21 protein-coding genes, 2 tRNA genes, 3 rRNA genes and 1 pseudogene are annotated in these 26,123 nt (G+C 63.1%); 12 read left to right on the top strand and 15 right to left on the bottom strand.

Annotated features, from left to right (window positions below; translation table 11 throughout):
- Window positions 1-129: 129 nt before the first annotated feature.
- The 6 genes from prpB to CAL13_RS06535 all read left to right on the top strand — a co-directional run bounded on the left by prpB (window position 130) and on the right by CAL13_RS06535 (window position 5,738).
- Window positions 130-1,023, top strand: coding sequence for a methylisocitrate lyase (gene prpB / locus CAL13_RS06560; RefSeq protein WP_086071876.1), 894 nt, complete (start codon window positions 130-132; stop codon window positions 1,021-1,023).
- A gap of 52 nt (window positions 1,024-1,075) precedes the next feature.
- The gene (gene prpC, locus CAL13_RS06555) at window positions 1,076-2,242 is read left to right on the top strand and encodes a bifunctional 2-methylcitrate synthase/citrate synthase (protein ID WP_086071875.1); all 1,167 of its coding nucleotides are present in this window, start codon (window positions 1,076-1,078) and stop codon (window positions 2,240-2,242) included.
- 19 nt (window positions 2,243-2,261) lie between these two features.
- On the top strand, window positions 2,262-3,713 hold the full coding sequence (locus CAL13_RS06550) for a bifunctional 2-methylcitrate dehydratase/aconitate hydratase (protein ID WP_086071874.1): 1,452 nt from the start codon (window positions 2,262-2,264) through the stop codon (window positions 3,711-3,713).
- A 53-nt stretch (window positions 3,714-3,766) separates the two neighbouring features.
- On the top strand, window positions 3,767-4,159 hold the full coding sequence (locus tag CAL13_RS06545; protein WP_086071873.1) for a hypothetical protein: 393 nt from the start codon (window positions 3,767-3,769) through the stop codon (window positions 4,157-4,159).
- An 82-nt stretch (window positions 4,160-4,241) separates the two neighbouring features.
- Window positions 4,242-4,868, top strand: a complete 627-nt coding sequence (locus tag CAL13_RS06540) for a glutathione S-transferase family protein (protein ID WP_086071872.1) — start codon at window positions 4,242-4,244, stop codon at window positions 4,866-4,868.
- Window positions 4,869-5,105: 237 nt separating this feature from the next.
- Window positions 5,106-5,738, top strand: a complete 633-nt coding sequence (locus tag CAL13_RS06535) for a glutathione S-transferase family protein (RefSeq protein ID WP_086071871.1) — start codon at window positions 5,106-5,108, stop codon at window positions 5,736-5,738.
- Window positions 5,739-5,972: 234 nt separating this feature from the next.
- On the opposite strand, the gene CAL13_RS06530 is transcribed toward CAL13_RS06535, so the two are convergent.
- The 9 genes and pseudogenes from CAL13_RS06530 to CAL13_RS06490 all read right to left on the bottom strand — a co-directional run bounded on the left by CAL13_RS06530 (window position 5,973) and on the right by CAL13_RS06490 (window position 13,819).
- Window positions 5,973-6,779 (bottom strand): N-acyl homoserine lactonase family protein, encoded by an 807-nt coding sequence (locus CAL13_RS06530; protein WP_086071870.1) that lies wholly within the window; start codon window positions 6,777-6,779, stop codon window positions 5,973-5,975.
- Window positions 6,780-6,782: 3 nt separating this feature from the next.
- Window positions 6,783-7,496, bottom strand: a complete 714-nt coding sequence (locus tag CAL13_RS06525) for an ABC transporter ATP-binding protein (protein ID WP_086056682.1) — start codon at window positions 7,494-7,496, stop codon at window positions 6,783-6,785.
- Complete coding sequence (locus CAL13_RS06520) at window positions 7,483-8,265, bottom strand: ABC transporter ATP-binding protein (RefSeq protein WP_086056681.1); 783 nt, start codon at window positions 8,263-8,265, stop codon at window positions 7,483-7,485. The genes CAL13_RS06525 and CAL13_RS06520 overlap by 14 nt, the downstream gene beginning before the upstream one ends.
- Window positions 8,262-9,248: a branched-chain amino acid ABC transporter permease gene (locus tag CAL13_RS06515; RefSeq protein WP_086056680.1), complete on the bottom strand. Its 987-nt coding sequence runs from the start codon at window positions 9,246-9,248 to the stop codon at window positions 8,262-8,264. The genes CAL13_RS06520 and CAL13_RS06515 overlap by 4 nt, the downstream gene beginning before the upstream one ends.
- Complete coding sequence (locus CAL13_RS06510) at window positions 9,249-10,115, bottom strand: branched-chain amino acid ABC transporter permease (protein WP_086056679.1); 867 nt, start codon at window positions 10,113-10,115, stop codon at window positions 9,249-9,251.
- A gap of 16 nt (window positions 10,116-10,131) precedes the next feature.
- Window positions 10,132-11,301: an ABC transporter substrate-binding protein gene (locus CAL13_RS06505; protein ID WP_086071869.1), complete on the bottom strand. Its 1,170-nt coding sequence runs from the start codon at window positions 11,299-11,301 to the stop codon at window positions 10,132-10,134.
- Between the two features lie 126 nt (window positions 11,302-11,427).
- A pseudogene (locus CAL13_RS06500) lies at window positions 11,428-12,287 on the bottom strand (alpha/beta fold hydrolase).
- Window positions 12,284-12,667, bottom strand: a complete 384-nt coding sequence (locus tag CAL13_RS06495; RefSeq protein WP_086071868.1) for a hypothetical protein — start codon at window positions 12,665-12,667, stop codon at window positions 12,284-12,286. Before CAL13_RS06495 ends, CAL13_RS06500 begins: the two are co-directional and overlap by 4 nt.
- Before the next feature lie 183 nt (window positions 12,668-12,850).
- Window positions 12,851-13,819 carry a tripartite tricarboxylate transporter substrate binding protein gene (locus tag CAL13_RS06490; protein ID WP_086056675.1) on the bottom strand — a complete coding sequence of 323 codons (969 nt, stop codon included), beginning with the start codon at window positions 13,817-13,819 and terminating at the stop codon, window positions 12,851-12,853.
- Between the two features lie 180 nt (window positions 13,820-13,999).
- Here CAL13_RS06490 and CAL13_RS06485 point away from each other — a divergent pair, with 180 nt between their 5' ends.
- The 3 genes from CAL13_RS06485 to CAL13_RS06475 are packed head-to-tail and all read left to right on the top strand — an operon-like array spanning window position 14,000 to window position 17,152.
- Window positions 14,000-15,463: an aldehyde dehydrogenase gene (locus tag CAL13_RS06485; RefSeq protein ID WP_420042415.1), complete on the top strand. Its 1,464-nt coding sequence runs from the start codon at window positions 14,000-14,002 to the stop codon at window positions 15,461-15,463.
- A gap of 46 nt (window positions 15,464-15,509) precedes the next feature.
- Window positions 15,510-16,406, top strand: coding sequence for an NAD(P)-dependent oxidoreductase (locus CAL13_RS06480; protein WP_086056673.1), 897 nt, complete (start codon window positions 15,510-15,512; stop codon window positions 16,404-16,406).
- 29 nt (window positions 16,407-16,435) lie between these two features.
- Window positions 16,436-17,152, top strand: coding sequence for an IclR family transcriptional regulator (locus CAL13_RS06475; RefSeq protein ID WP_086056672.1), 717 nt, complete (start codon window positions 16,436-16,438; stop codon window positions 17,150-17,152).
- A gap of 12 nt (window positions 17,153-17,164) precedes the next feature.
- On the opposite strand, the gene CAL13_RS06470 is transcribed toward CAL13_RS06475, so the two are convergent.
- Entirely contained in the window at window positions 17,165-18,067 is a 903-nt protein-coding gene (locus tag CAL13_RS06470; RefSeq protein WP_086059295.1) for a LysR family transcriptional regulator, read from the bottom strand.
- 138 nt (window positions 18,068-18,205) lie between these two features.
- On the opposite strand from CAL13_RS06470, the gene CAL13_RS06465 reads away from it, so the two are divergent.
- From CAL13_RS06465 to CAL13_RS06455, 3 genes are all read left to right on the top strand, one after another.
- On the top strand, window positions 18,206-19,645 hold the full coding sequence (locus CAL13_RS06465) for an MFS transporter (RefSeq protein ID WP_086071867.1): 1,440 nt from the start codon (window positions 18,206-18,208) through the stop codon (window positions 19,643-19,645).
- Between the two features lie 93 nt (window positions 19,646-19,738).
- Window positions 19,739-20,014, top strand: coding sequence for a GNAT family N-acetyltransferase (locus CAL13_RS06460; RefSeq protein ID WP_086056670.1), 276 nt, complete (start codon window positions 19,739-19,741; stop codon window positions 20,012-20,014).
- Window positions 20,015-20,159: 145 nt separating this feature from the next.
- A complete protein-coding gene (locus CAL13_RS06455) occupies window positions 20,160-20,552 on the top strand; it encodes a YchJ family protein (RefSeq protein ID WP_086071866.1) in 393 nt (130 codons plus the stop codon).
- A 136-nt stretch (window positions 20,553-20,688) separates the two neighbouring features.
- Here CAL13_RS06455 and rrf read toward each other — a convergent pair.
- From rrf to CAL13_RS06430, 5 genes are all read right to left on the bottom strand, one after another.
- Window positions 20,689-20,801: ribosomal RNA gene (rrf, locus tag CAL13_RS06450) — 5S ribosomal RNA — on the bottom strand.
- A gap of 257 nt (window positions 20,802-21,058) precedes the next feature.
- A 23S ribosomal RNA gene (locus CAL13_RS06445) occupies window positions 21,059-23,940 on the bottom strand.
- A 335-nt stretch (window positions 23,941-24,275) separates the two neighbouring features.
- Window positions 24,276-24,351: transfer RNA gene (locus CAL13_RS06440), tRNA-Ala, on the bottom strand.
- A gap of 9 nt (window positions 24,352-24,360) precedes the next feature.
- A tRNA-Ile gene (locus CAL13_RS06435) sits at window positions 24,361-24,437 on the bottom strand.
- Window positions 24,438-24,567: 130 nt separating this feature from the next.
- Window positions 24,568-26,098, bottom strand: a 16S ribosomal RNA gene (locus CAL13_RS06430).
- The 16S, 23S and 5S rRNA genes sit together here with 2 tRNA genes alongside, the layout of an rRNA operon.
- Window positions 26,099-26,123 lie beyond the last annotated feature (25 nt).

The following is a 26,123-nucleotide window of genomic DNA, read 5'->3' as shown; positions in this document are numbered from 1 at the left end:
CGCGCTTCCCCCTCAAGGGGGCGACGCTGGCGGACCGGCGGAGCCGGATCCGCGGCGTCCCCGATTGGGATGCATCGGTTTCGTGCGGTGGAGCCGGCAGCAATGTGGACTGGACATTTGGGAGACAGCATGTCACGACCCTCATCGCCTGGCGCCCGGTTTCGTCAGGCGCTCGTTGAAGAATCGCCGCTGCAGATTATTGGCGCCATCAACGCCAACCATGCGCTGCTGGCCAAGCGTGCGGGGTATCGGGCCATTTACCTGTCGGGCGGCGGCGTGGCCGCGGGCTCGCTGGGTCTGCCGGACCTGGGCATCAATACGCTGGACGACGTCCTGACCGACGTGCGGCGCATTACCGATGTGTGCGATCTGCCGTTGCTGGTGGATATCGATACCGGCTTTGGGCCATCCGCGTTCAATATCGCCCGCACGGTCAAAAGCCTGATCAAGTTCGGCGCGGCGGCATGCCATATCGAAGACCAGGTGGGCGCCAAGCGTTGCGGGCATCGGCCCGGCAAGGAGATCGTGTCCACAGAAGAAATGGTGGACCGCGTCAAGGCAGCGGCCGACGCCCGTACCGATACGGACTTTTATCTGATTGCCCGCACCGATGCCATCGCCTCGCACGGCGTGGAAGCGGCCATCGACCGCGCATGCCGCTGCGTCGAAGCCGGCGCGGACGCCATCTTTGCCGAAGCGGCCTACGACCTGCCCACCTACGACCGCTTCGTCAAGGCAGTCAAGGTGCCCGTGCTGGCGAACATCACGGAATTCGGCAAGACGCCTCTGTTCACCGTCGACGAACTGAAGAGCGTGGGCGTCGGCATGGTGCTTTATCCGCTATCCGCGTTCCGCGCCATGAACAAGGCCGCCGAAGCGGTGTACACCGCGATCCGGCGCGATGGACACCAGAAGAATGTGCTGGACCTGATGCAGACGCGCGACGAACTGTACGACCGCATCGGGTACCACGAGTTCGAGTCGCGGCTGGACGCATTGTTCCAGCAGCAGAAGTCCAAGTAGCGGCGCTACCCGCGCCGCAGCGCCACGCCCCTAAAAGAGGAAAGGAGCAGACATGACCACATCCGATCAGGACACCCAGCAACCCGGGTTCAAGCCCAAGAAATCCGTCGCCTTGTCCGGCGTCGTCGCGGGCAATACCGCCTTGTGCACCGTCGGCCGCAGCGGCAACGACCTGCACTACCGGGGCTACGACATCCTGGATATCGCGGATACCAGCGAATTCGAGGAAATCGCCTTCCTGCTCGTGCATGGCAAGCTGCCGAACGCGGCCGAGCTCAAGGCGTACAAGCGCAAGCTGCGAGCCCTGCGCGGCCTGCCCGCGCAGCTGCAAGTGGCGCTGGAAGCCTTGCCCGCGTCGAGCCACCCCATGGACGTCATGCGCACCGCCGTGTCGGTGCTGGGCTGCGTGCTGCCGGAAAAGGATGACCACAACCTGCCCGGGGCGCGCGACATTGCGGACCGGCTCATGGCGTGCCTGGGCTCCGCCCTGCTCTACTGGTACCACTACAGCCACAACGGCCGCATCATCGACGTCGAGACCGACGACGACAGCATCGGGGGCCACTTCCTGCATCTGTTGCATGGCGAGACGCCCAGCGATGAATGGGTCAAGGCGATGCATACCTCGCTGATCCTGTACGCCGAACATGAGTTCAATGCATCCACGTTCACATGCCGCGTGGTGGCGGGAACGGGCTCGGACATGTACTCGGCCATCGCCGGCGGCATCGGGGCATTGCGCGGCCCCAAGCATGGCGGTGCGAACGAAGTCGCTTTCGAAGTGCAGAGCCGCTACGAAACGCCAGACGAAGCCGAAGCGGACATCCGTCGCCGGGTGGAAAACAAGGAAGTGGTGATCGGCTTCGGCCATCCGGTCTACACGGTTTCCGATCCGCGTAACAAGGTCATCAAGGAAATCGCCCGCAACCTGTCCAGGCAGAACGGCAGCATGAAGCTGTTCGACATCGCCGAACGCATCGAAACCGTCATGGCCGATGCCAAGAAGATGTTCGCCAACCTGGACTGGTATTCCGCGGTCAGCTATCACATGATGGGCGTGCCCACGGCGATGTTCACGCCGCTGTTCGTCATCGCCCGTACGGCGGGATGGTCCGCGCACATCATCGAACAGCGCATCGACAACAAGATCATCCGCCCCACCGCCAACTACGTCGGGCCCGAAGACCGCAAGTTCGTTCCCCTCGACAAACGCAAGTGATTCGCGCAAAGGCACGCACATGTCCACGCATATTTCCAATGTCCGTCCGGAACCCGACCAGGTATTGGTCGACATCGCGGACTATGTACTGAACTATGAGATCAAGAGCGACCTGGCCTATGAGACCGCGCGCAATTGCCTGATCGACACCCTGGGCTGCGGGCTGGAGGCGCTGGAGTATCCCGCCTGCCGCAAACTGCTCGGACCCATCGTGCCCGGCACCATCGTGCCCAACGGCGCCAAAGTGCCGGGCACGCAGTTCCAGCTCGATCCGGTGCAGGCGGCGTTCAACATCGGCGCGATGATCCGCTGGCTGGACTTCAACGACACCTGGCTTGCCGCGGAATGGGGCCACCCATCGGACAACCTGGGCGGCATCCTGGCCACCGCGGACTGGCTGTCGCGCAATGCCGTGGGCGCCGGCAAGCCCCCGCTGACCATGCGCAAGGTGCTGACCGCCATGATCAAGGCGCATGAAATACAGGGCTGCATCGCGCTGGAAAACTCCTTCAACAAGGTGGGACTGGATCACGTCGTGCTGGTCAAGGTAGCCTCGACTGCAGTCGTGGCCGAAATGCTCGGCCTGAGCCGCGAGGAAATCATCAACGCCGTCTCGCTGGCCTGGGTCGATGGCCAGAGCCTGCGCACATACCGCCATGCCCCGAATGCAGGCAGCCGCAAGAGCTGGGCGGCGGGCGACGCAACGAGCCGGGCGGTGCGCCTGGCCCTGATCGCCCGCACGGGCGAAATGGGCTATCCCTCGGTGCTGACGGCCAAGACCTGGGGCTTCTACGATGTGTCCTTCAAGGGCCAGCCCTTCAAGTTCCAGCGCCCCTACGGCAGCTACGTCATGGAAAACGTGCTGTTCAAGATTTCCTACCCGGCCGAATTCCATTCGCAGACGGCGGTGGAATGCGCGATGCAGCTGCACCGCGAAATGGCGGCGCAGGGCAAGCGGGTGGAGGACATCAAGAAGATCACGATCCGCACGCACGAAGCCTGCATCCGCATCATCGACAAGAAGGGGCCGCTGAACAACCCGGCGGACCGCGACCACTGCATCCAGTACATGGTGGCGGTTCCGCTGATCTTCGGCCATCTGACGGCGGCCGACTATGAAGACGCCTTCGCCAGCGATCCGCGTATCGACGCGTTGCGCGACAAGATCGAGTGCGTGGAGGATCCCGCCTTCACGCGCGACTACCACGATCCGGACAAGCGCTCCATCGCCAACGCGCTGACCATCGAGTTCAATGACGGCACCCGCCTCGGCGAGGTCGTTTGCGAATATCCGATCGGCCACAAACGCCGCCGCCAGGAAGGCATCCCGTTGCTGGAAGCGAAGTTCCGCACCAATCTTGCGCGGCAATTTCCGGCCCGCCAGCAGAACCGCATCCTGGATGTATCGCTGGACCAGAAGAAGCTGGAAGCCATGCCGGTCCATGAATACGTGGACCTGTACGTGATCTGACGGCGTCTGCCCGGCGGCCCCTGCCCGGGGTCGCCGGCGGTTATGCTTACGCAATGAATTCAACCATCTATGTCTACGCGCTGACCACGGCGTTCAATATCTTCGTCGCCTGCGCTGCGGTTGCCGCGATTTCGCTGGCGGCGATCTGGTTCTTCAAGCTGGACCGCATCAACGACACCCTGCGGCATCCACTGCTGCAACATCGCCCCTTCCGCGAATATCCGCGGGCGATTCAGGCCGGCATTTTTCTGGACTACTTCCTGCGCCTGCTGTTTCCCCGCGCACGCAAGGGTCTGTTCGGCCAAGCCAACCGCAACCTGGCGCATGTCGATCCGGCGCATGTGCCGATGGCCATCAAATGGCCCATCATGGGTCTCTGGGCGGGCTGCTGGATCGGGCTGGCAGCGATGATCACCGTATGGGCCTTGCTGCTGGTGCGACACTAGGGCTGGTTAACGCCGGGCGCTTTCAAAACCAGAATGGCAGGCCGCCGCGACCGGCCCGATGCGACACAAGGAGGAGACCGTCATGATCAAAATCTGGGGCCGTGTGAATTCGGTCAACGTGCAGAAGGTCCTGTGGTGCTGCGACGAACTGTCGCTGCCCTACGAGCGTATCGACGCGGGCCTGCATTTCGGCCGCAATAACGAGCCGGACTATCTGGCGAAGAACCCCAACGGCAAGGTGCCCACGCTAGAGGACGACGGCTTCGTGCTGTGGGAATCCAACTCCATCATCCGCTATCTGGCAATGCAGTATGGCGCCGCCAGCGGCATCTATCCGGACGAGCCGAAGCTGCGCGCATCGGTCGACCGCTGGATGGATTGGGTCCTGTCCACGCTGCAGCCCGTGGAACGCCACGTTTTCTGGGGCATGGTGCGCACGCCGCCGGAACAGCGCGATATGGCCGCCATCCAATCCTTCGCGGATGAGGCCGGCAAGCTATGGCTGATGATCGACGCCCATTTGCAAGGCCGCCGTTTCATGGAGGGTGACCGGTTCACGCTCGCCGACATCGTACTGGGCGCGTATTGCCGGCGCTTCATCGGTCTGGACGGCATTGCCCGCCCGCAGACGCCGGCATTGCAATCGTGGTACGACGGTTTGCAGCAGCGCCCCGCCTTCCAGCGCCACATCGCCCCGGCTTTGACTTGATCAGCCCACCCCGGGGAGAAATAGGCCCACCCCCGAAGCGCTGGCGCGCTTCCCCCTCAAGGGGGCGCGCCTGCGGACCGGCAAAGCCGAGGGTGTGGCCCACCCCCGAAGCGCTGGCGCGCTTCCCCCTCAAGGGGGCGACGCTGGCGGACCGGCGGAGCCGGATCCGCGGCGTCCCGGGTTGGGGGACATTTATGTTTTGGGCGACGAGGGTTTTTCAAAGGTATCCGAGACATCATGAGCATCGAACTTTTTACGTGGAATACGCCGAACGGCCGCAAGATCAGCGTGGCGCTGGAAGAGATGGGGCTGCCCTATACCGTGCGCACCGTCGATATCCGCAATGGCGAACAGCACAGGCCGGAGTTTCTGCGCATCAGCCCGAACAATCGCATTCCGGCGATCGTCGATCCCGACGGGCCGGAAGGCAAACCCGTCAGCGTGTTCGAGTCCGGCGCCATCCTGTTGTACCTGGGAGAAAAAACTGGCAAGTTCCTTCCCGCCAAGCTTGCCGACCGCATCCCGGTGCTGGAGTGGCTGATGTGGCAAATGGGCGGTTTCGGGCCGATGCCCGGCCAGGCGCACCACTTCCTGGGGCTGGAGAACGAAGACGACAAACGCTATGGCGCCAAGCGTTATGTGGATGAAACGCGCCGCCTCTACGGCGTACTGGACCGTCGGCTGGCGCAGGTCGAGTTCGTCGCTGGCCCGATATCGGTGGCCGATTTCGCCATCGTGGGCTGGGCCTGGCGTCACGAGCGCCACAAGGTCGACCTGGCGGATTTCCCCAATGTCAAGCGCTGGTATGAAACGATGATGGCCCGGCCCGCCACCCGGCGCGGCTTCGAAGTCAAGCTGGATTCGCTCTGATCCCCTTTCGCGCGCCGCGCCTGGCAAACGCGTTTCCAGGCGCGGCGTTTTCGTGTATAGGGCAGTCGGGGCACCAGAACGTGCTGCGCGTTTCGTGACCCAGGAACCCTATCTCTTTGACGCGACGGGCTTTTTTTATTTTGTCCGTCGAATGTCCAAAAGGTTGTCCACAGCAACTGTGGAAAGATTGGCGGGGCATCGCGGCGGCGACATGTTGATTTCCAAACGGAACCGTCACTGACGCTGGCGGCTCGGCGGCTCGTGCAGCGCCACGATGTCCGGTTCGTTCGCCATGGCGGGATAGCGCGCCAGCACAAGCGGATCGTGACCCGGCACGATGTGATCGTCGCTGTCGGCGGCCTGCCGCAACCGGGCATAGCCTGACAGCATGTCCGCCGTGTTGTAGACGATGGGAAACGGACGGCCCGCGCCCATGTTCTCGTAGTAATGGCTTGCGTCCGATGCCAAAACGACCCACCCGCGCCGCGTGTGAACCTGCACGGCTTGCAGGCCCTTGGTATGGCCGCCGATCTTAAGCAGGCCGATGCCGGGCATCAGGCCGCTATCCCCGTCATGGAATACGACGCGGTCCTCATAGACGCGGCGCACCAGCGTCACCACGTCGTCGGCTTCGTAGGCGTGGCGCAAGGCGCCGTGGCACATGCAGCGGCCGGTGGCATATTCGACTTCCGCGTCCTGCACGTGGAACGTCGCGCGCGGCAGGCGGTCGAGATTGCCCGCGTGATCGTAGTGCAGATGGGTCAGTATGACGTGAGCGACGTCTTCGGCGCGCACGCCCAGCGTCCCAAGGCTTTCAACGGGACAGCGCAACAGCTCCCGGCGGCGGCGCGCGGCAGCCGCCGCGTTGAAACCCGTGTCGACCAGAACCACGGTGTCTGCGCCGCGGATCAGCCACACGAAAAAATCCATAGGCATGGACCCGTCGTGCGGGTCGCCGCCCAGGAAGTTGTCGCGCCGCTGGCGCGGCATGCGCGCATAGCGCAGCGCGAACACTTCGTACGCGGGCAATGAGCCAGCCATGCTTCACACTCCCAGATAGGCTTTCTGCACGAAAGGGTCGGCCAGCAGTTCGGCGCCGGCGCCCGCCCTGACGATTTCGCCGTTGGCCAAGGCATACGCCTGGTGCGCCAGGCGCAATGCCAGCCGCGCGTTCTGTTCGACAAGCACGATCGATATCCCCGTTTCCTGGTTGATCCGCTGAATGGCCTGCGCGATTTCGCCCACAATCTTCGGCGCGATGCCAAGCGACGGCTCGTCGAGCATCAGCAGCCGCGGCTGCGCCATCAGCGCTCGGCCAATGGCCACCATCTGCTGCTCGCCGCCGGATAGCGATCCCGCGAGCTGCCCACGCCGTTCGTGCACGCGCGGAAACAATGCGTAGATTTCGTCGAGGCGCCGGCGGGTAGCGGTGCGCGAGCGCACCGCGTGGGCGCCGGTCAACAGATTGTCCAGCACCGTCATGCGGCCGAACAGCCGGCGGCCCTCCGGAGACAAGGCCACTCCGCTGGACACGCGCGCCGAGGAGGGCCGGCGCGCGACGTCCTCGCCATCCATCCGGATGGCGCCCTGCGACACCGGCGCCAGACCCATGATCGCCTTCAGCGTGGAGCTTTTTCCAGCTCCGTTCGCGCCGATCAGCGCGACGATCTGGCCGGCCTCCACCGCAAAGGAAATCGCGCGAACGGCGGCGAGATTGCCGTAGCGCACCGTCAGGTCATCGACTTCAAGCATGGGCATAGTCGGGCGCTCCCAAATAGGCTTCGATCACGGCGGGATGCTGCCGGATTTCCTGCGGGCTGCCTTCGGCGATCTTCTCTCCCTGGACCAGCACCACGATCCGGTGGCAGAGCGACATGACGAGGGCCATATGGTGTTCCACAAGAAGCAAAGTCAGCCCGTGCTCGTCGTGCAGCTTGCGCAGGACGCGCCCGAGCTCGTTGCATTCCTCGTGATTCAGTCCCGCGGCGGGCTCGTCCAGCAGCAGCATGCGGGGACGGGCGGCCAAGGCGATGGCGATACCCAGCCGCTTCTGCACCCCGTAGGGCAAGGCGCCTGCCGCCGCGTCGCGCCACGGCTGCAGATCCAGCATGGCGAGAATCGCATCGACTTCCTGATGCATCTGCGCCGGCGCCAAAAGGCCGTCGCGACGCCCCGCAAGCAGGCGCACCGAAGATCCGCGCAGGCGCGACAGGAGTCCGCGGGCGACGTTGTCGGCCACCGTGGCGGAGGGATAGGTCGAGGTCGATTGAAAGGTGCGGGCCAGTCCGGCCGCCACCACGCGGCTCGGGGGTCCGCCGCTCAGATCGGCGCCCTCGAACAGGACACGGCCCGCGGTTGGCGGCAAGGTCCCGCTGATGACGTTGAAAGCCGTGGTCTTGCCAGCGCCATTGGGCCCGATCAAGCCCACAATCTCGCCCGGTTGCACCTGGAACGACACATCGCGCAAGGCGGCCAGACCGCCGAACGTACGGGAAACGGCCTGTACATCAAGCAAGGGAGCGGTCATGGCCGGGCCTCCTTCGCGCGCGCCGTGAGCCCGCCCAATCCGGCGAGCCCCTGCGGCAAAAACTTCAGGATCAGAATCAGCGCCGCGCCGTAGAAAATATGCTGGGTCTGCACGGCGCCGCGAAACAGCTCCGGCAAGGGCGTCAGGACCATCGCGCCGATCAGCGGGCCCCAGATCGACGCACGTCCGCCGATGACCAGCATGATGATGTAGCCGATGGAGATACCGGTATTGAAGGACTCCGGCGAGATATATCCTACATACCCAGCCTGCAGCACCCCGCCCAGCGCCGCCAGCGCGGAGCCGCAGGCGAAAGCGAGCAGCTGGATGCGCCGCACGCTAAGGCCGGTGGACTCGGCAAGCTGGGGATTCTCCGCCACGGCGTCGATGGCCTGCCCGATAGGCCGGCGAAAAACCGCCCGCATCGCCAGTATCGAGCCCGCCACGACGACCAACGCCAGGGCATAGAAGGTGGCGCGCTGGTCGAAGGCGAAGCCGGCGATGCGGACTGCCGGAATGTTCGCCAGACCGTTTGCCCCGCCAGTCAGCGGCGCCCAGTCCAGCAGCGCGAGCCTGACGAGTTCGCCGAACGCGAAGGTAACCAGCACGAAGTAGACGCCGCGCAGCCGCACGATTACCCAACCCAGCGCGGCCGCCGCCACGAGCGCGGCGCCCACGCCCACCGCGCAGGCCGCCAGCCAGGGCAGCCCCAGCAAACGCTGGCACAACACGGCCGCATAAGCGCCTATCGCAACGAAGGCGGCATGCCCCAGCGATAGCTGACCCGTGCGTGCGATGAGCGCCAGCCCCGACACCACCACGGCGTTCAGGCACACCAGCACCGCCAGGTGCAGAACGAAGGGACCGCAAAACCATGGCACCAGGGCGGCGACGCCGAGCAGTCCCAGCAGCCAAGGCGCGCCCCGCCCTGAGAGCGTGCGGGCAAAAGAAGCGCCGTCCAGCGCTTGAGATGTGGATTTCATCTAGTTCCCCCGTCCAATGAGACCCGCGGGGCGCACGACAAGCATCGCGATAACGATGACGAAGATCAGCATGTCAGCCGCGCTGCCGCTCAGGAACAGGCTGGCATAGCTTTCCGTCAGGCCCAGGGCCAGCGCGGCCACCGCCGCGCCCGGCAGGCTTCCAAGGCCGCCCAGGATGACGACGATGAAGGCTTTGAGCAGCGGCGTGGCCCCCACGAAGGGCGATACCGAGAACAACGGCGCCATCAAGGCGCCCGACACGGCGGCCAGACCGACGCCCAGGCCGAAGCCCAGCGGGTAGTAGATGCGTGCGCGTATGCCTTGCGCCGATGCGATTTCGAAGTCTTCCACGACGGCGCGCAACGCGCGGCCCGGCTTGGAGTAACGCAGGAATCCATAGAGCAGAGCCAGCGTCAGCAGGGCGAAGCCGACGACGTAGACGCGCGAAGCCGGCACCACGATTTTGCCGAAGCGCATGGCGCCGCGCGCGATCGCGGGCATCGACAGCGGATCGGGGCCGAACAGCATCAACGCGAGGTTCTGCAGGATCATCGCCAGGCCGAGCGTCGCGATCATGCCGTTCAGTTCATCGCGCCTGAAGGATCGCAGGACACCCCATTCCACCACCGCGCCGCCGGCGACCGCGAGCACGAAGGTGATGGCCAGCGTGGGCAGGAAGCTCATGCCGCCGTGGGTCATCAGGAAGTACGCGGCGAACGTGCCCAGCATGTAGAACTCGCCGTGCGCGAAATTGACCATGCGCATCACGCCGAACACCAGCGTGAAGCCCACGGCCATCAACAGGTAAAGCAGCCCGACGATCAAGCCATTGATCGTCGCCTGGCCGGCCAGTAAGGTCCAGTCCACGGTGCCTCCCGCCGCGTCAGCGGCAGCCTTCCACGGTGCAGCGCGCGCGGACCACTTCCTTGCCTGCCTTCACTTCGGCGACGTAGAAAGGCGCGTTCAGCTGGTGATCGATGCCGTACATCGCCTTGCCCGTCCAGCTCAATTTGCCCAGCACACCGTCCACATCGGACAACTTTTCCATCTCGTCCCGCACGCGAGCGGTATCGGTTACCGTTCCCGCGCGCCGCATGGCTTCGAACAGCAGCTGCGTGCCGTCATAGAAGGCGGGACTGAAGCCGTTCATCGCTTGCTTGTACTTGGCGGCGTACCGTTCCGCATAGGCTTTGGTTGACGGCAGGTTGGGGTCGATGGGGGTATGCACGAACATGCCTTCGGCCGCCTGCGCCCCGGCGACATTGATGATTTCCTGCGTGGCAGGGCCGCCGGTGCGCACGATCTTGCCGTCAAAGCCCAGCTCCCGCGCCTGCTTGACGATCAGCCCCGCCGTGGCGGGGGAATTGCCGTCCAGCTCGATGGCATCGATGCCGCGCGCCATCATGCGCGTCAGCATGGGGACGAAATCCACGCGGTCGCGCTCGAAAAACTCCTTCGCCGACAGGCTTGCGCCCGCCTTCTTGTAGGCCGCCTCCAGATCGCTGGCGATCTGCTGTCCCGTTTCATCGTTGGGAAACAGCGCCCCCACCTTGCTGACTCCCTGCGTTTTCACGAGCCAATCGATCTGCGGCTGCGCGACCTCCGCCGTGGTGACGTTGGGGCGGAAGGTATATGCCTTGTCCGGTCCCAGCGCCTTGGCCGTGAACCCGAGCGTCAGCACGATCACCTTGTTCTTCTCGGTGATCGGCTGGATCGCCAGCACGGGCGCCGAGCCCACGGGTCCGATGATGTACTGCACCTTGTCTTCGAACACTAGGCGGTTCGCCACCGTGACGGCTTCATTGGCCTGGTACTTGTCGTCATAGGCCACCACGCTGACGCGGTATTTCTTGCCGCCGACCTCCAGACCGCCGTTCGCATTGACCTGGTCGGCAGCGAGTTCGGCGGCGTTGCGCATGCCCTGCCCCCATGACGCGCCCGGTCCGGAAAGCGTGACCAGCGCACCGATTTTCAGGGTTTCGTCCGCGCGGGCCGCGCCGGCGGCGAAAGCCGCGCACGCCACCAGCAGCGCGGTTGTGGTCGTAACTTTCATATCGTCTCCTTGTTATGGATGGCTGGCGGCGGACCGCCAGGGCCTTGAAGTTTGGAATTTGCTTGGCCTGGATCGGGCAGCGGGCGCGAACGCCGACGGTCCGCCTCCTGGACCCGTTCTGCGGACTCAGGCGTCGCCGCGATCCTGCAGCGCGATCTTCTCCAGGACAGGCAGCAGGTACTCTCGGAAGCGCTCGGGATGTTCGCTCATCGGGAAGTGACCGAGTTCGCGCATGATGGTCGCCTCCGCGCCCGGGATCGCGGCAGAGGTGCGCAAGGTGTCTTCCGGCGTGCAGGAAAAGTCGTACTCCCCGGTCAACAGATAAAGCGGGCAGACTGCGGTGTCGATGCCGCCCAGCCGGCCGCGCAGGTCGCCATCGACGCGATAGAAGTGCAGATCGCCGCGAAAGACGCCGGGCCCGCCCTGCATGTACTGCCACAAGGTCTCGTCGCGATACTGCGCCGCGCCTGGGGCGCGACCAGACCGGAAACCAGCGCGGCGCAGACTTCGCCGCCGTGGACGTCGCCGCGGTGCAGCCACTGGGTGTCGTACCACGGCGACTGGAAGTCCGCCGCTTCCACGCCGATCAGCGCGCGGAAACGGTGCGCGTGGGCGCGCGCCAGCTCGAGCACGATGCGTCCGCCGATGGAGCACCCCAGCACGGCGGGGCGCGAGAGATCCAGTGCATCGCAAAACGCCAGGATGGTATCGACATAAAGCGCCGTCGAGAGCCGGTATTCATCGCGCATGGCGCCTTGCGGCGGGTACGATTTGCCGTGCCACGGCATATCGAAGGCCAGCACGCGAAAGCGCGATGTGATGGCCTGGTCGCACATCAAGTGACGGTATTGCCGGTTGTCGGCACCCGCCGTATGCAGGCATACCAGGGGCACGCCTTGTCCCGCCTCTTCGAAATACACGCGGCAGGATCGGCCCTGCACCGGCATATGCACGTAGCGGCCGACCATGGGTTCCATGGCGTTCATGCGCGTCCCTCCCTGGGTGCGGCAAGCAGGTCCTTGACGAACTGCAGATGCGCCATGAGCGGCTGCAGCCGCCCCTCGATGGCGAATTCGCCACGCTTGGTCAGCGCGAAGATGTCGTGCCAGCCGGGCGCCGGCATGGCCTGCCAGAGCGCTTGCCAACCGCGGACGCTGCCGCGGATGGCGAAATCCCAGGATGCCAATGGCGCGTGTGGCGCGGCCACATCCGCCACCGCGCCGCTCCGGACCCGCACGATGACCGGCGCCGCGCCAAACTGCACGAGGATGTCGGCGTCGAGGTCGCGCGGCCGCGCGTAATGACGCGCCGCCGCCGAAAACCGGTGGACGAGGTCCTGCTCAGACGGATTCGGTTGTTCGTACATGTCTCCAGCCTTTCGTGGAACCTGCCGGCGGCAGCGCCGTGGCGGGGGGCGTCATGCCGTTGCACGTATTCTGTTGCACAGAATGTCTATTCTTTTATGGAGAACATTCTAGGGCGTGCCATCGGGAAGTCAACAGCCGGAAACCCGGTATGCAAACCGCGACGGCGACCCAGGAGACGGCCCTCAATTCGAAGCCGTCGCACCGGAAGCCTTTACGGCCCGCCCCCATTTGTCCTGCTCGGCACGCATGAACTCGGCGAAGGCTTGCGGCGTACTGTTGACGACCTCCCCGCCCAGATCCTGGATGCGCTTGCGCATGTCGGGCGTATCGACGATACGCGCCACGTCATCGTGAATGCGCGCGACCCGCTCGGGCGGGATGGAAGCCGGCGCGAGCAGGCCGAACCAGGTGGCCGCCTCGAATCCCGGCATGCCGGCTTCGCCGAACGTCGGGACCGACGCCAGTGCCGGCACACGCTTGTCGTTGGCGACGGCCAGCGCGCGCAGCTTGCCTGATTCGATCAACGGCAACGCGGAGGTGATGGTGGCGAGCATCATCTGCACTTGTCCGCCCACCAGGTCGGTAAACGCGGGCGCATCGCCGCGGTACGGCACGTGGGTCAGGTTGGCGTGCGTGGCGATCTTGAACAGCTCGCCGCTGAGATGCTGCGCCGTGCCGGTTCCGGGCGAGGCGAAGTTCACGTTGCTGCCATCCTGCTTCAGATACGCCAGGAAGTCCTGCAGGCTCTTCGCCGGAACGGCCGGATTGACGACCAGCACCAGCGGCACCTTGGTCACCAGCGTGATCGGCGCGAAGTCCTTCACCGGATCGTACGGCAGCTTGGGATAGAGGTGCCCGCTGATCGTGTGCGCGGAGGTCGTCATGAACAGGGTATAGCCGTCGCCAGCGGCCCGTGCGACATAGCTGGCGCCAATGGTCGTGCCCGCACCGGCGCGATTCTCCACGATCACCGATTGCTTCCAGACCCCCGTCAGTTTTTCGGCCACCGCGCGCGCCACCACGTCGGTGGCCCCGCCTGCCGGATAGGGGACGACCATCGTCACGGGTTTGTCGGGGTAGGAATCGGCGTGTGCATTCGCGGCCAGCAGACCGGCGGCCAGCAGGCAAGCACGCATCCATTTGCTGCGCATGGGGTGTCTCCTTGTGTCGTGTCGATTTCGCTATGGCGTCGTGTCGATTTCGCTATGGCGACGCGTTCCTCTGTACAGAACGCGTATTCTATTTTATATTTTTCGGCACCCGGCTTGTCAATTCAAATCGCGTCAGGCGCCGCCCGTGCGCTGCGCAGTCCTCAAAGGAAGCATCGCCTCATGTCCCTTTCCCCGACCTCTCCCGACTCCGTAAAACCCATGCTTATCGGCGGCGCGTGGGTGACCGCGCAGGCGGACGCCTTCGCGTCGGTGGACCCAGCCACCGGTTCGCAGAACTACCTGATCAGCGCCGCAACCGCCGAGCACGTCGATGCCGCAGTGGACGCCGCCTGGCGTGCGGTGCGCCAGCCGGCGTGGCGCGACATGCTGCCGCATCAGCGCGCCGCGATCCTGCGCAGGATCGCCGACGGCATGGAGCGCGAAGCCGAACTGTTCGCGCGTTTGCAGATGATCGAGAACGGCAAAGTGTGGAAGGAATGCCAGGCGCAGGTCGCCAGCGCCGCCGCCACCTTCCGCTACTACGCCGGCGTGTGCGAGACCGTATGCGGGGAAGTCACGCCGCCGCGCGGCAACTATCTTTCGATGACGCGTTATGAACCCTATGGCGTGGTGGCGGCGATCACGCCATGGAATTCGCCGCTGACCATGGAAGCGCAGAAGGTGGCGCCGGCGCTTGCCGCGGGCAATGCCGTCATCCTCAAGCCATCGGAAGTCACATCGTCGCCGGCGCTGGAGCTGGGCCGCCTGGCGCTCGAAGCCGGAGTGCCCGCGGGCATACTGAACGTCATCACCGGCACCGGCGCCGTCGCTGGAAAACGTCTGGTCGAACATCCCGGCGTCCGCATGGTGTCGTTCACCGGCGGCACCGCGAGCGGCCGCGCCATCGCGCGCGTAGCGGCCGACAAGCTCATGCCGGTCGCATTGGAGCTGGGCGGCAAGTCCCCGCACATCGTGTTCGCCGATGCGGACCTGGATGCCGCGGTGGAAGGCGTGGCCGGCGGCATCTTCGAAGGCAGCGGGCAATCCTGCGTGGCCGGCTCACGGCTTTACGTCCAGCGCGCCGTCGCCGACCGGTTCCTGGAAAAACTCGTCGCCCGCGCCAATGCGATCAAGCTGGACCTGCCGCAGGCCGCGGGAGCCCAGATGGGGCCCATCGCCTCGTTCACGCACCGGGAAAAAATCGAGTCGATGGTGGAGTCCGCGCGCCGCGACGGCGCGCAGGTGCTGACCGGCGCCGAGCGTCCGGGCGACGCGGCGCTGCAGCCCGGCGCCTACTACCGGCCCACGATTCTGGCGGGACTGTCGCGCGACGCCCTGGTGGTGCGCGAGGAGATCTTCGGACCGGTGCTCTGCGCGCTGCCGTTCGACGATGAAGACGATCTGATCGCGCAGGCCAACGACAGCGTATACGGACTGGCGTCAGGCGTCTGGACCGGGGACTATCGCCGCGCATGGCGCGTCGCCACCGCCCTGGAAGCCGGAACGGTATGGATCAACACCTATAAGCAGCTTTCGATCAGTACGCCGTTCGGCGGCTTCAAGCAAAGCGGTATCGGGCGTGAGAAAGGCATCAACGGCGTCCGCCTGTACCAGCAGGCCAAGGGCATTTACTTCGGACTTTGAACGCCGCGGCACCGCGGCCGCGCAAACTACCCACGGAGAATGATTCATGAGTGAATTCAAGCGTATCGGCTTTATCGGTCTGGGCGTGATGGGAGAACCCATGTGCCGCAATCTGGCGCAAAAGTGCGGCCTGCCCGTGCTGGCTTTCGATACGAATCCCGAACCGCTGGAACGCAGCGCTGCGCATGGCGTACAGCGTGCGACGGTGGCCGGCATCATGCGCGAGTGCGACGTGGTGTTCCTGTCCCTGCCCTCCGGCGAAATCGTCGACCAGCTGGCGCGCGACGCACAGGGTCTGCTTGCGCTCGGACGCGCCGGGCAGATCGTCGTGGACACCAGCACTTCCCCCGTCGATACGACTCGTGCACTGGCCGCCGACTTCGCCCAGCGCGGCATGATCTTCATCGACGCGCCCATCGCCCGCACCCGCGCGGCCGCCGAAGCCGGCACGCTTTCGGTGATGGTGGGCGGCGACGCGGCCGTGTTCGAACGCGTCAAGCCCTTGATTGCCACTTTCGCCGAGGAAATCACCTTGTGCGGACCGGTCGGCAGCGGCCAGGTCGTCAAGATCCTGAACAACATGGTGCTCTTCGAAACCGTCGTTGCGCTGTCGGAAGCGCGGGCGATCGCGCGCCGTGCCGGCGTGGATCCCAAGATCGTCCTGGAGACGTTCACGCGCGGGTCGGCCGATAGCTTCGCGTTGCGCAACCATGGCTTAAAGGCTATTCTGCCGGGTGATTTTCCCGAGAAGGCCTTTCCTGTGCGGTACGCGCGCAAGGATTTGCGCTACGCGCTGGCGCTGGCGCAGCAGACCGGCGTCCAGGCGCTGAATGCCCGCAACGTCGACCATTGGTTCGAGGCGGCGCAGGCGCAGGGCCATGGCGACCGCTACTTTCCCGTCGTCAGCCGCGTCATCGATGCCGAGCCGGGAAGCAACGCCTAGGATAGGCCCCAACCCACGTTTCAGCCCGAATGAGCCGTACCGCCAGTCAGGACACCAGCAGCGATGGCGTCGCCGCCGTCGAGCGCGCGCTCGCCATCGTCGACGCCATCTCCCAGCGCACCGAACCCATCACCTTGGCCGATCTGTCACGCGCCACGGGGTTCTACAAAAGCACGTTGCTGCGATTGATCGCTTCGCTGGAAAAGGCGTCGCTGGTGGTGCGGCGCGCCGACGGCCGCTATGCGCTGGGGCCCTTCGCCCACAGCCTGGGACGCGCCTACGAGGCCACCTACGGGCTGACCGAGCACATCCTGCCGATCCTGCAGGGCCTGGTGGAGAAAGGCACGGAAAGCGCATCGTTTCACGTCTACCACGATCCGGCATTCCGCATGTGCCTGCTGCGCGTGGACTCGCATCACTCGACGCTCGACCGCATCCGGGTCGGCGATCTGCTGCCGCTGGACAAAGGCGCAGCGGGACGGCTCATCACCGCCTATCTGGTGCAGGAAAAAACGCCCGAAGACGTGGGCCTGCTGCTGATATCCATGGGCGAGCGCGACCCGAACTGTGCGGCGGTGGCCAGCCCGGTCTTCGGTCCCGATGGACAGTTGTGCGGCGCGATTTCGCTATCCGGACCGAAAGAGCGCTTCGTTCCCGCGGCCGTCAAGAAGATGTCGAAGCTGGTGCAGGAGGCGGCCCGCGCGGCGACACAGTCGCTCGGCGGACGCTGGCCCTCGGTCAAATAGGCCTGCGTCGGATCAGGTCCGACCCTTCGAAGCCGCCGCCTGCTCCGTATCGGCCTGCTCGAACACGGCGATGATCGCGTCCGCCACCGCACGCACGCGCGCGGTGCGATGCAGGTCGCCGTGCATCACCAGCCACAGGTCATAGAATTCCCGGCAGTCGGGCCAGATCCGCACCAGGTTCGGCGTGGTGTCGGCCATGTAGTTGGCGAGCTCGCCGACGCCCATGCCGCGCGTGACGGCCTCCATCATCATCAAGCCCGAATTGACTTCCAGCGCCACACGCGCGTTGCCGTACGGCTCGCCGCACAGGGTTTCGGCGCGCGCGCCGAAATATGCCCGCTGATAGACGATGACCGAATGGCCTTCGAAGGCGGTGCCCCGGCGGGGTTCGCCGTGCTGTTTCAAATAGCGCTTGCTGGCATAGACGCCCAGTTCGCGGCGCGCAAGCCGGCGCGAGATCAGATCCGGATTGTCGGGGCGGACGTTGCGCACGGCGATATCGGCTTCGCGCCGGGTCAGGTTGCTCAGGTGCGTCGATGTCGTCAGGACGACGCGCAGGTCCGGATGAGCCTCGTGCACGCGCTGGATCGCCGACATCATGAAGAAACGCGCCATGGTGTCCGAAGTCGCCACCCGCACCGTCCCGGATACCCGCTCGTCAGTTCCCTGCGTCAGGCGCAGCATCTGGTCTGCGGCGCGTTCCATGGCTTCGGCCGCGGACAACGCCACCTCGCCAGCCCGCGTGGGGACATAGCCGCGAGGCGTGCGCAAGAACAGCCGGGCGTCCAAAACCTCTTCCAACGCGCGCAGGCGGCGCCCCACGGTGGCCTGGTCGACCTGCAGCGAAGCGGCCGCAGCCCTTAGCGTGCCACCGCGATAAACGGCAAGAAAGACACGTGCGTCGTCCCAATCCATGGCGATGCATTTTTGCATGACTATGCGGCAATTGTACGTATTTTTGCATGCCAAGCCCGGGGGCTATCATGCGGCGCGAAGGACAGACATGCTGCGGTTCCGCCGCGCAGCCACGATTGCCGCCAACAGATCAACGCCATGCCCGACCGCTCTTCCCGAACGCCGCCCATCGCCGGCGAGGCTCGCGCCCAGTACCTTCCCCTTTTCACGCTCGCCATGGGTTTCATCATGGCTATGCTGGACGTCACGGTCGTCAACGTGGCGCTGTCGAATATCTCCGTGCAACTACAGGTGCCGCTGTCCGGCCTGGTCTGGGTGGTGGACGGCTACACCCTGACCTTCGCTGCGATGCTGCTCGTGGGCGGCGGCCTGGCCGACCGCTTCGGCGCGAGAGCGGTCTATCAGGCCGGACTCGCGGTGTTCGTGCTGGCGTCGGTGCTGTGTGGCGTGGCGCCCAGCGGTACGGTGCTCGTCGTCGCCCGGTTCCTGCAGGGCGTGGGCGCGGCCCTTTTCATGCCTAGCTCGCTCAGCCTGCTGACGCGAGCCTATCCAGACGACCATGTGCGCGCGCGAATGCTGGCGCTGTGGTCGGCAATCGTTTCGGTAGCAGGCGCATCGGGGCCATTCGTCGGCGGCGTACTCATCGAGCTCTTCGGCTGGCGCAGCATATTCCTGATCAACTTGCCCATCGGTCTGATCGGGCTGGCGATGGCGCAGCGCGCCATACCCCGGTCGTCGCGTCGATCTCGTGCCCTCAACATGGACAGCCACATCCTGGGCATCACGGCGCTTGGGGCTTTGAGCTTCGTCCTGATCGAGGGACCGGTGCACGGGTGGACTGCCTTGCCGATCCTGGGGGCGGCGGCCCTTATGCTGATTTCCGCCGCCGGCTTTGTCTTCCGTCAGCGCACCAGCTCGCATCCCCTGCTGCCCCGCGACCTGTTCGCCACGTCCCGGTTCCCCGCCGCCAACGGGCTGGGTTTCCTGACCAATTTCGGCGGATACGGGCAGTTTTTCCTTCTCAGCCTTTACCTGCAACAAGCCCGTGGCGCTACACCGCTGCAGGCCGGCACGCAGCTGGTTCCTGCCATGGCGATGTTCACGCTTGGAAATCTGGCGGCCTCGTCCGTGCTGGCCCGCCTTGGGCCGCGCGGGACACTGATGACGAGCATGGCGCTATCCGGCGTCGCGGCAACGGTGACCGCCGGGGTGCTGACGCCGCAGACGGACTACTGGGTGTTCATCGGTTTGGTTTGCGTGGTGAACCTGGGCATCGGGGTGTCCGTACCGTCCATGACGGCCGTCGTCATGCAAGTGGCCGGACAATCCTACGCGAACATCGCAGCGGCTTGCCTGAACGCCAACCGCCAGATCGGCGTGCTGGTCGGCGTGGCCGTCATGGGCAGCATCCTGCATCTCTTCGCCGACTGGGGCGGCGCGCTCCCGGTCGCCTATGGGACCATGGCAGCGGTTTACTTCATGGCGGCGGCCTTGGTATGGCGATACTTGCGGGGTGGCGACGATGGCCGGGTCCGTACGGGCTCCGGCGCGGCGCGCGCCAGCGCGCCATGCCGCTGAGGGGTAAAGTGAGGAAATGCCGGGGCGCCTTTTGCCTTTGCGCATTTCAAAGCAGCGCGATAGCGCTGCCGCCACCCGCTTCTGGAGCCGAGGATGGATATTTCCGTGACGCACGACGCCCAATCGCACCGCTTCACCGCAGTCGTGGACCAGCATGAATGCGAGCTCGATTACTCCATTCGCGACAACGTAATGACGATCTTGCACACCGGCGTACCGTCCGCCGTCGGCGGCCGCGGCATCGCGGCCGAACTGACCCGATCCGCCCTGGAATATGCGCGGGCGCAGGGTTGGAAGGTCGTCCCCCTGTGCTCATACGCCGCCGTCTACTTTCGCCGGCATCCCGAGTACACGCCGCTGCTCGCCTGAACGATGCCGTAAAGGCGTGGGGACCGTGGCACGCAGATCCGACGCGCCGGCGGCCGCCGGCGCCTGCGGGATCGGACACGCGAATGGCTAGCGGCTGACACGCGCGATCTAAACTGCCGGTTCTCATTCATTGGAGACCGTCGCGGTGCACAGCCCTTCTCTTCCTTGCCCCTGTGGTAGCGGTATTGTCTACGGGCGTTGTTGCGGCCCTTGGCATCATGGCCCCCAGCATCTGCAGGCGCCCGACGCCGAAAGACTGATGCGGTCGCGGTACAGCGCGTATGTCCTGAATCTGCTGGACTACCTGCGCGACACATGGCACCCCACGACCCGGCCAGCGCACATCGTGCCCAACCCGCCAGACTGGAAATGGCTCGGCTTGCGGGTGAAACGCCATACGGTGCTGGATGACAGGCACGCCGAAGTGGAGTTCGTGGCGCGCGGCCGCTCCGGCGGCAAAGGGCAACGCCTGCATGAAGTCAGCCGCTTCCTGCGCGAGGACGGCCGCTGGTTCTATGTGGACGGCGACGTTAGCTGAAGCAAGCGTCGCGGTCCGGGCCTGGGGCCGGACAGGGTTGCAGGCGTGCAGGCTGCGGCGCGACGGGCGCGTTGGAGGATGGGCGCGCACAAAGACAAAACCCCGCCGGAAGCCGGCGGGGTTTTGCGGGATAAGAGCCTGACGATGACCTACTTTCACAGACGTCCGTCCACTATCATCGGCGCGAAGGCGTTTCACTGTCCTGTTCGGGATGGGAAGGAGTGGGACCACCTTGCTATGGTCGTCAGGCGTAAAGGGTTGCGCGGTGCGGGGTCCTTGTGGGGCCGGGTAAGGTCCGGGCCTTTCGGGGGTCGCGCCACGCCAATCTGGTTAAAGCACGCGCGGCGTCGCAGGCGACGTCGCGGCGAGGGTATTGGGGTTTGGATGGGTTGGACTGCAGGGCAGCGCTGCCTGTTCGGGGCAGGTGCTGCCGGCACAGTGGGCAAGCATCATGGCTATGCAAGCCGGTGTTTGCTTGGGATGGGTGTTGCAACCATCAGGGTTATAGGATCAAGCCGCACGGGCAATTAGTATCGGTTAGCTTAACGCATTACTGCGCTTCCACACCCGACCTATCAACGTCCTGGTCTTGAACGACCCTTCAGGGGGCTCGAGGCCCCGGGATACCTAATCTTCAGACGAGTTTCCCGCTTAGATGCCTTCAGCGGTTATCTCTTCCGTACATAGCTACCCGGCAATGCCATTGGCATGACAACCGGTACACCAGAGGTACGTCCACTCCGGTCCTCTCGTACTAGGAGCAGGCTCCGTCAAGTATCCAACGCCCACGGCAGATAGGGACCAAACTGTCTCACGACGTTTTAAACCCAGCTCACGTACCTCTTTAAATGGCGAACAGCCATACCCTTGGGACCGGCTACAGCCCCAGGATGAGATGAGCCGACATCGAGGTGCCAAACACCGCCGTCGATATGAACTCTTGGGCGGTATCAGCCTGTTATCCCCAGAGTACCTTTTATCCGTTGAGCGATGGCCCTTCCATTCAGAACCACCGGATCACTATGTCCTGCTTTCGCACCTGTTCGACTTGTCAGTCTCACAGTCAAGCACGCTTATGCCATTGCACTATCAGCACGATTTCCGACCGTACCTAGCGTACCTTCGAACTCCTCCGTTACGCTTTGGGAGGAGACCGCCCCAGTCAAACTGCCCACCATGCACTGTCCCCAACCCGGATAACGGGCCAAGGTTAGAACCGCAAACAGACCAGGGTGGTATTTCAAGGTCGGCTCCACCGAATCTGGCGACTCGGTTTCCGCGCCTCCCACCTATCCTACACAGGCCGGTTCACAGTCCAATGCAAAGCTACAGTAAAGGTTCATGGGGTCTTTCCGTCTAGCCGCGGGTAGATTGCATCATCACAAACACTTCAACTTCGCTGAGTCTCGGGAGGAGACAGTGTGGCCATCGTTACGCCATTCGTGCAGGTCGGAACTTACCCGACAAGGAATTTCGCTACCTTAGGACCGTTATAGTTACGGCCGCCGTTTACCGGGGCTTCGATCAAGAGCTTGCACCCCATCACTTAACCTTCCGGCACCGGGCAGGCGTCACACCCTATACGTCGACTTTCGTCTTTGCAGAGTGCTGTGTTTTTAATAAACAGTCGCAGCCACCGATTCTCTGCGACCCCATCATGCTCGGCGCGCAGGCGCCTCACACTACCGGGGCATACCTTCTCCCGAAGTTACGGTATCAATTTGCCGAGTTCCTTCTCCCGAGTTCTCTCAAGCGCCTTGGAATATTCATCCCGTCCACCTGTGTCGGTTTGCGGTACGGTCTCGTACAGCTGAAGCTTAGAGGCTTTTCCTGGAACCCCTTCCAATCACTTCGCGAGCCTTGCTCGCTCGTGCCACACCCTTGAGTCACGCGCCCGGATTTGCCTAAGCGCCCTCTCCAATGCAGCAACAGGGACTTCCAACACCCTGATGATTTTCCGCGATCCGTCCCCCCATCGCACTGTACGACGGTGCTGGAATATTAACCAGCTTCCCATCAGCTACGCATCTCTGCCTCGCCTTAGGGGCCGACTCACCCTGCGCCGATGAACGTTGCGCAGGAAACCTTGGACTTACGGCGAGGGGGCTTTTCACCCCCTTTATCGCTACTCATGTCAGCATTCGCACTTCTGATACCTCCAGCAACCCTTACGAGTCACCTTCACAGGCTTACAGAACGCTCTCCTACCGCGTGTACCAAAGTACACACCCGCAGCTTCGGTTTACCGCTTAGCCCCGTTACATCTTCCGCGCAGGACGACTCGATCAGTGAGCTATTACGCTTTCTTTAAAGGATGGCTGCTTCTAAGCCAACCTCCTGACTGTCTAAGCCTTCCCACTTCGTTTCCCACTTAGCGGTAATTGGGGACCTTAGCTGGCGGTCTGGGTTGTTTCCCTCTTGAGTCCGGACGTTAGCACCCGGTGCTCTGTCTCCCAAGCTGGACTTGCGGGTATTCGGAGTTTGCCATGGTTTGGTAAGTCGCCATGACCCCCTAGCCATAACAGTGCTCTACCCCCCGCAGTCATACTTGAGGCACTACCTAAATAGTTTTCGGAGAGAACCAGCTATTTCCAGATTTGTTTAGCCTTTCACCCCTATCCACAGCTCATCCCCTAGTTTTTCAACACTAGTGGGTTCGGTCCTCCAGCACGTGTTACCGTGCCTTCAACCTGGCCATGGATAGATCATCTGGTTTCGGGTCTACACCCAGCGACTGAATCGCCCTATTCGGACTCGCTTTCGCTACGCCTTCCCTATCCGGTTAAGCTCGCCACTGAATGTAAGTCGCTGACCCATTATACAAAAGGTACGCCGTCACCCCTTGCGAGGCTCCGACTGTTTGTATGCATACGGTTTCAGGATCTATTTCACTCCCCTTCCGGGGTTCTTTTCGCCTTTCCCTCACGGTACTGGTTCACTATCGGTCGATCACGAGTATTTAGCCTTGGAGGATGGTCCCCCCATCTTCAAACAGGATTTCACGTGTCCCGCCCTACTTCTCTTACGCTTAGTTCCACACACAGAATTTCGCCTACAGGGCTATCACCTGCTACGGCCGGGCTTTCCATCCCGTTCGGCTATCCTGCGTGCTAAATCGTAAAGGCTCTTCCGATTTCGCTCGCCACTACTTTCGGAATCTCGGTTGATTTCTTTTCCTCGAGCTACTGAGATGTTTCAGTTCACCCGGTTCGCCTCCTGAACCTATGGATTCAGTTCAGGATACCGCCTTGCGGCAGTGGGTTTCCCCATTCGGACATCTGCGGATCAATGCTTGTTTGCCAGCTCCCCGCAGCTTTTCGCAGGCTACAACGTCCTTCATCGCCTGTGATCGCCAAGGCATCCACCATATGCACTTAGTCGCTTGATCCTATAACGCTAATGGCTATAAAACCTTCCTAGCAACCGTCTTGCTACTGACATGATGCTTTGCGCATTTGTGCCGTTCACCCTCAATTCACTTGAGTTTGAACTAATCATGCAATCACAACCCGTATCCAACGGCGCATCAAACAACAATGCACCGCCAATACTTCTCGTTGTGCTTCTTCCAGATTGTTAAAGAACGAATAAACCGATAAACCGTCGGGCCAAAAAACCCAACGCTCAACACCGCACGCGGCACTGACCGTTAGACTCTCGAACGCGGATCCCCTTTCCAAACCACTGTCCAACCCACTTCGCCAAGCAAAAAACCCAGGAAAATGGTGGAGGTGAACGGGATCGAACCGATGACATCCTGCTTGCAAAGCAGGCGCTCTCCCAGCTGAGCTACACCCCCAGTCTAACTTGGTGGGTCTGGTTGGATTCGAACCAACGACCCCCGCCTTATCAAGACGGTGCTCTAACCGACTGAGCTACAGACCCAATTCGCATCGGATCCGCTTGCTGACCCCCGAAGACGCGCACCAACACCCGCGCCCCCAAGGCATCACCGATCCAGTCTATCCAACAACCGATAAGTGTGGCCGCTTGCAAAACCAAGACGCGCGCTCTGAAAGGAGGTGATCCAGCCGCACCTTCCGATACGGCTACCTTGTTACGACTTCACCCCAGTCATGAATCCTACCGTGGTAATCGCCCTCCTTGCGGTTAGGCTAACTACTTCTGGTAAAACCCACTCCCATGGTGTGACGGGCGGTGTGTACAAGACCCGGGAACGTATTCACCGCGACATGCTGATCCGCGATTACTAGCGATTCCGACTTCACGCAGTCGAGTTGCAGACTGCGATCCGGACTACGATCGGGTTTCTGGGATTGGCTCCCCCTCGCGGGTTGGCGACCCTCTGTCCCGACCATTGTATGACGTGTGAAGCCCTACCCATAAGGGCCATGAGGACTTGACGTCATCCCCACCTTCCTCCGGTTTGTCACCGGCAGTCTCATTAGAGTGCCCTTTCGTAGCAACTAATGACAAGGGTTGCGCTCGTTGCGGGACTTAACCCAACATCTCACGACACGAGCTGACGACAGCCATGCAGCACCTGTGTTCCGGTTCTCTTGCGAGCACTCCCAAATCTCTTCGGGATTCCAGACATGTCAAGGGTAGGTAAGGTTTTTCGCGTTGCATCGAATTAATCCACATCATCCACCGCTTGTGCGGGTCCCCGTCAATTCCTTTGAGTTTTAATCTTGCGACCGTACTCCCCAGGCGGTCAACTTCACGCGTTAGCTGCGCTACCAAGGCCCGAAGGCCCCAACAGCTAGTTGACATCGTTTAGGGCGTGGACTACCAGGGTATCTAATCCTGTTTGCTCCCCACGCTTTCGTGCATGAGCGTCAGTGTTATCCCAGGGGGCTGCCTTCGCCATCGGTGTTCCTCCACATATCTACGCATTTCACTGCTACACGTGGAATTCCACCCCCCTCTGACACACTCTAGCCCGGTAGTTAAAAATGCAGTTCCAAGGTTAAGCCCTGGGATTTCACATCTTTCTTTCCGAACCGCCTGCGCACGCTTTACGCCCAGTAATTCCGATTAACGCTTGCACCCTACGTATTACCGCGGCTGCTGGCACGTAGTTAGCCGGTGCTTATTCTGCAGGTACCGTCAGGTGCGCCAGGTATTAGCCGGCGCCGTTTCTTTCCTGCCAAAAGTGCTTTACAACCCGAAGGCCTTCATCGCACACGCGGGATGGCTGGATCAGGGTTGCCCCCATTGTCCAAAATTCCCCACTGCTGCCTCCCGTAGGAGTCTGGGCCGTGTCTCAGTCCCAGTGTGGCTGGTCGTCCTCTCAAACCAGCTACGGATCGTCGCCTTGGTGAGCCGTTACCCCACCAACTAGCTAATCCGATATCGGCCGCTCCAATAGTGCGAGGTCCGAAGATCCCCCGCTTTCCCCCTCAGGGCGTATGCGGTATTAGCTACGCTTTCGCGTAGTTATCCCCCGCTACTGGGCACGTTCCGATACATTACTCACCCGTTCGCCACTCGCCGCCAGACCGAAGTCCGCGCTGCCGTTCGACTTGCATGTGTAAGGCATCCCGCCAGCGTTCAATCTGAGCCAGGATCAAACTCTTCAGTTCAATCTCTGTTCGTACGAATCCCGCG

The sequence above is a fragment of the Bordetella genomosp. 9 genome, from assembly GCF_002119725.1.
In the GTDB taxonomy this organism is placed as follows: domain Bacteria; phylum Pseudomonadota; class Gammaproteobacteria; order Burkholderiales; family Burkholderiaceae_B; genus Bordetella_C.
The sequence above is the reverse complement of the archived record's forward strand: the minus strand, read 5'-3'. Positions and strand labels throughout refer to the sequence as shown.

Excerpts from the sequence above, each read along its gene's own strand:
- CAL13_RS06465 (WP_086071867.1), top strand. The coding sequence starts at position 18,206 with ATGCCCGACCGCTCTTCCCGAACGCCGCCCATCGCCGGCGAGGCTCGC.
- CAL13_RS06550 (WP_086071874.1), top strand. The coding sequence starts at position 2,262 with ATGTCCACGCATATTTCCAATGTCCGTCCGGAACCCGACCAGGTATTG.
- CAL13_RS06545 (WP_086071873.1), top strand. The coding sequence starts at position 3,767 with ATGAATTCAACCATCTATGTCTACGCGCTGACCACGGCGTTCAATATC.
- CAL13_RS06505 (WP_086071869.1), bottom strand. The coding sequence starts at position 11,301 with ATGAAAGTTACGACCACAACCGCGCTGCTGGTGGCGTGCGCGGCTTTC.
- CAL13_RS06530 (WP_086071870.1), bottom strand. The coding sequence starts at position 6,779 with ATGGCTGGCTCATTGCCCGCGTACGAAGTGTTCGCGCTGCGCTATGCG.
- CAL13_RS06480 (WP_086056673.1), top strand. The coding sequence starts at position 15,510 with ATGAGTGAATTCAAGCGTATCGGCTTTATCGGTCTGGGCGTGATGGGA.
- CAL13_RS06495 (WP_086071868.1), bottom strand. The coding sequence starts at position 12,667 with ATGTACGAACAACCGAATCCGTCTGAGCAGGACCTCGTCCACCGGTTT.
- CAL13_RS06540 (WP_086071872.1), top strand. The coding sequence starts at position 4,242 with ATGATCAAAATCTGGGGCCGTGTGAATTCGGTCAACGTGCAGAAGGTC.
- CAL13_RS06525 (WP_086056682.1), bottom strand. The coding sequence starts at position 7,496 with ATGCCCATGCTTGAAGTCGATGACCTGACGGTGCGCTACGGCAATCTC.
- prpB (WP_086071876.1), top strand. The coding sequence starts at position 130 with ATGTCACGACCCTCATCGCCTGGCGCCCGGTTTCGTCAGGCGCTCGTT.
- CAL13_RS06515 (WP_086056680.1), bottom strand. The coding sequence starts at position 9,248 with ATGAAATCCACATCTCAAGCGCTGGACGGCGCTTCTTTTGCCCGCACG.
- CAL13_RS06485 (WP_420042415.1), top strand. The coding sequence starts at position 14,000 with ATGTCCCTTTCCCCGACCTCTCCCGACTCCGTAAAACCCATGCTTATC.
- prpC (WP_086071875.1), top strand. The coding sequence starts at position 1,076 with ATGACCACATCCGATCAGGACACCCAGCAACCCGGGTTCAAGCCCAAG.
- CAL13_RS06490 (WP_086056675.1), bottom strand. The coding sequence starts at position 13,819 with ATGCGCAGCAAATGGATGCGTGCTTGCCTGCTGGCCGCCGGTCTGCTG.
- CAL13_RS06460 (WP_086056670.1), top strand. The coding sequence starts at position 19,739 with ATGGATATTTCCGTGACGCACGACGCCCAATCGCACCGCTTCACCGCA.
- CAL13_RS06535 (WP_086071871.1), top strand. The coding sequence starts at position 5,106 with ATGAGCATCGAACTTTTTACGTGGAATACGCCGAACGGCCGCAAGATC.
- CAL13_RS06475 (WP_086056672.1), top strand. The coding sequence starts at position 16,436 with ATGAGCCGTACCGCCAGTCAGGACACCAGCAGCGATGGCGTCGCCGCC.
- CAL13_RS06470 (WP_086059295.1), bottom strand. The coding sequence starts at position 18,067 with ATGGATTGGGACGACGCACGTGTCTTTCTTGCCGTTTATCGCGGTGGC.
- CAL13_RS06520 (WP_086056681.1), bottom strand. The coding sequence starts at position 8,265 with ATGACCGCTCCCTTGCTTGATGTACAGGCCGTTTCCCGTACGTTCGGC.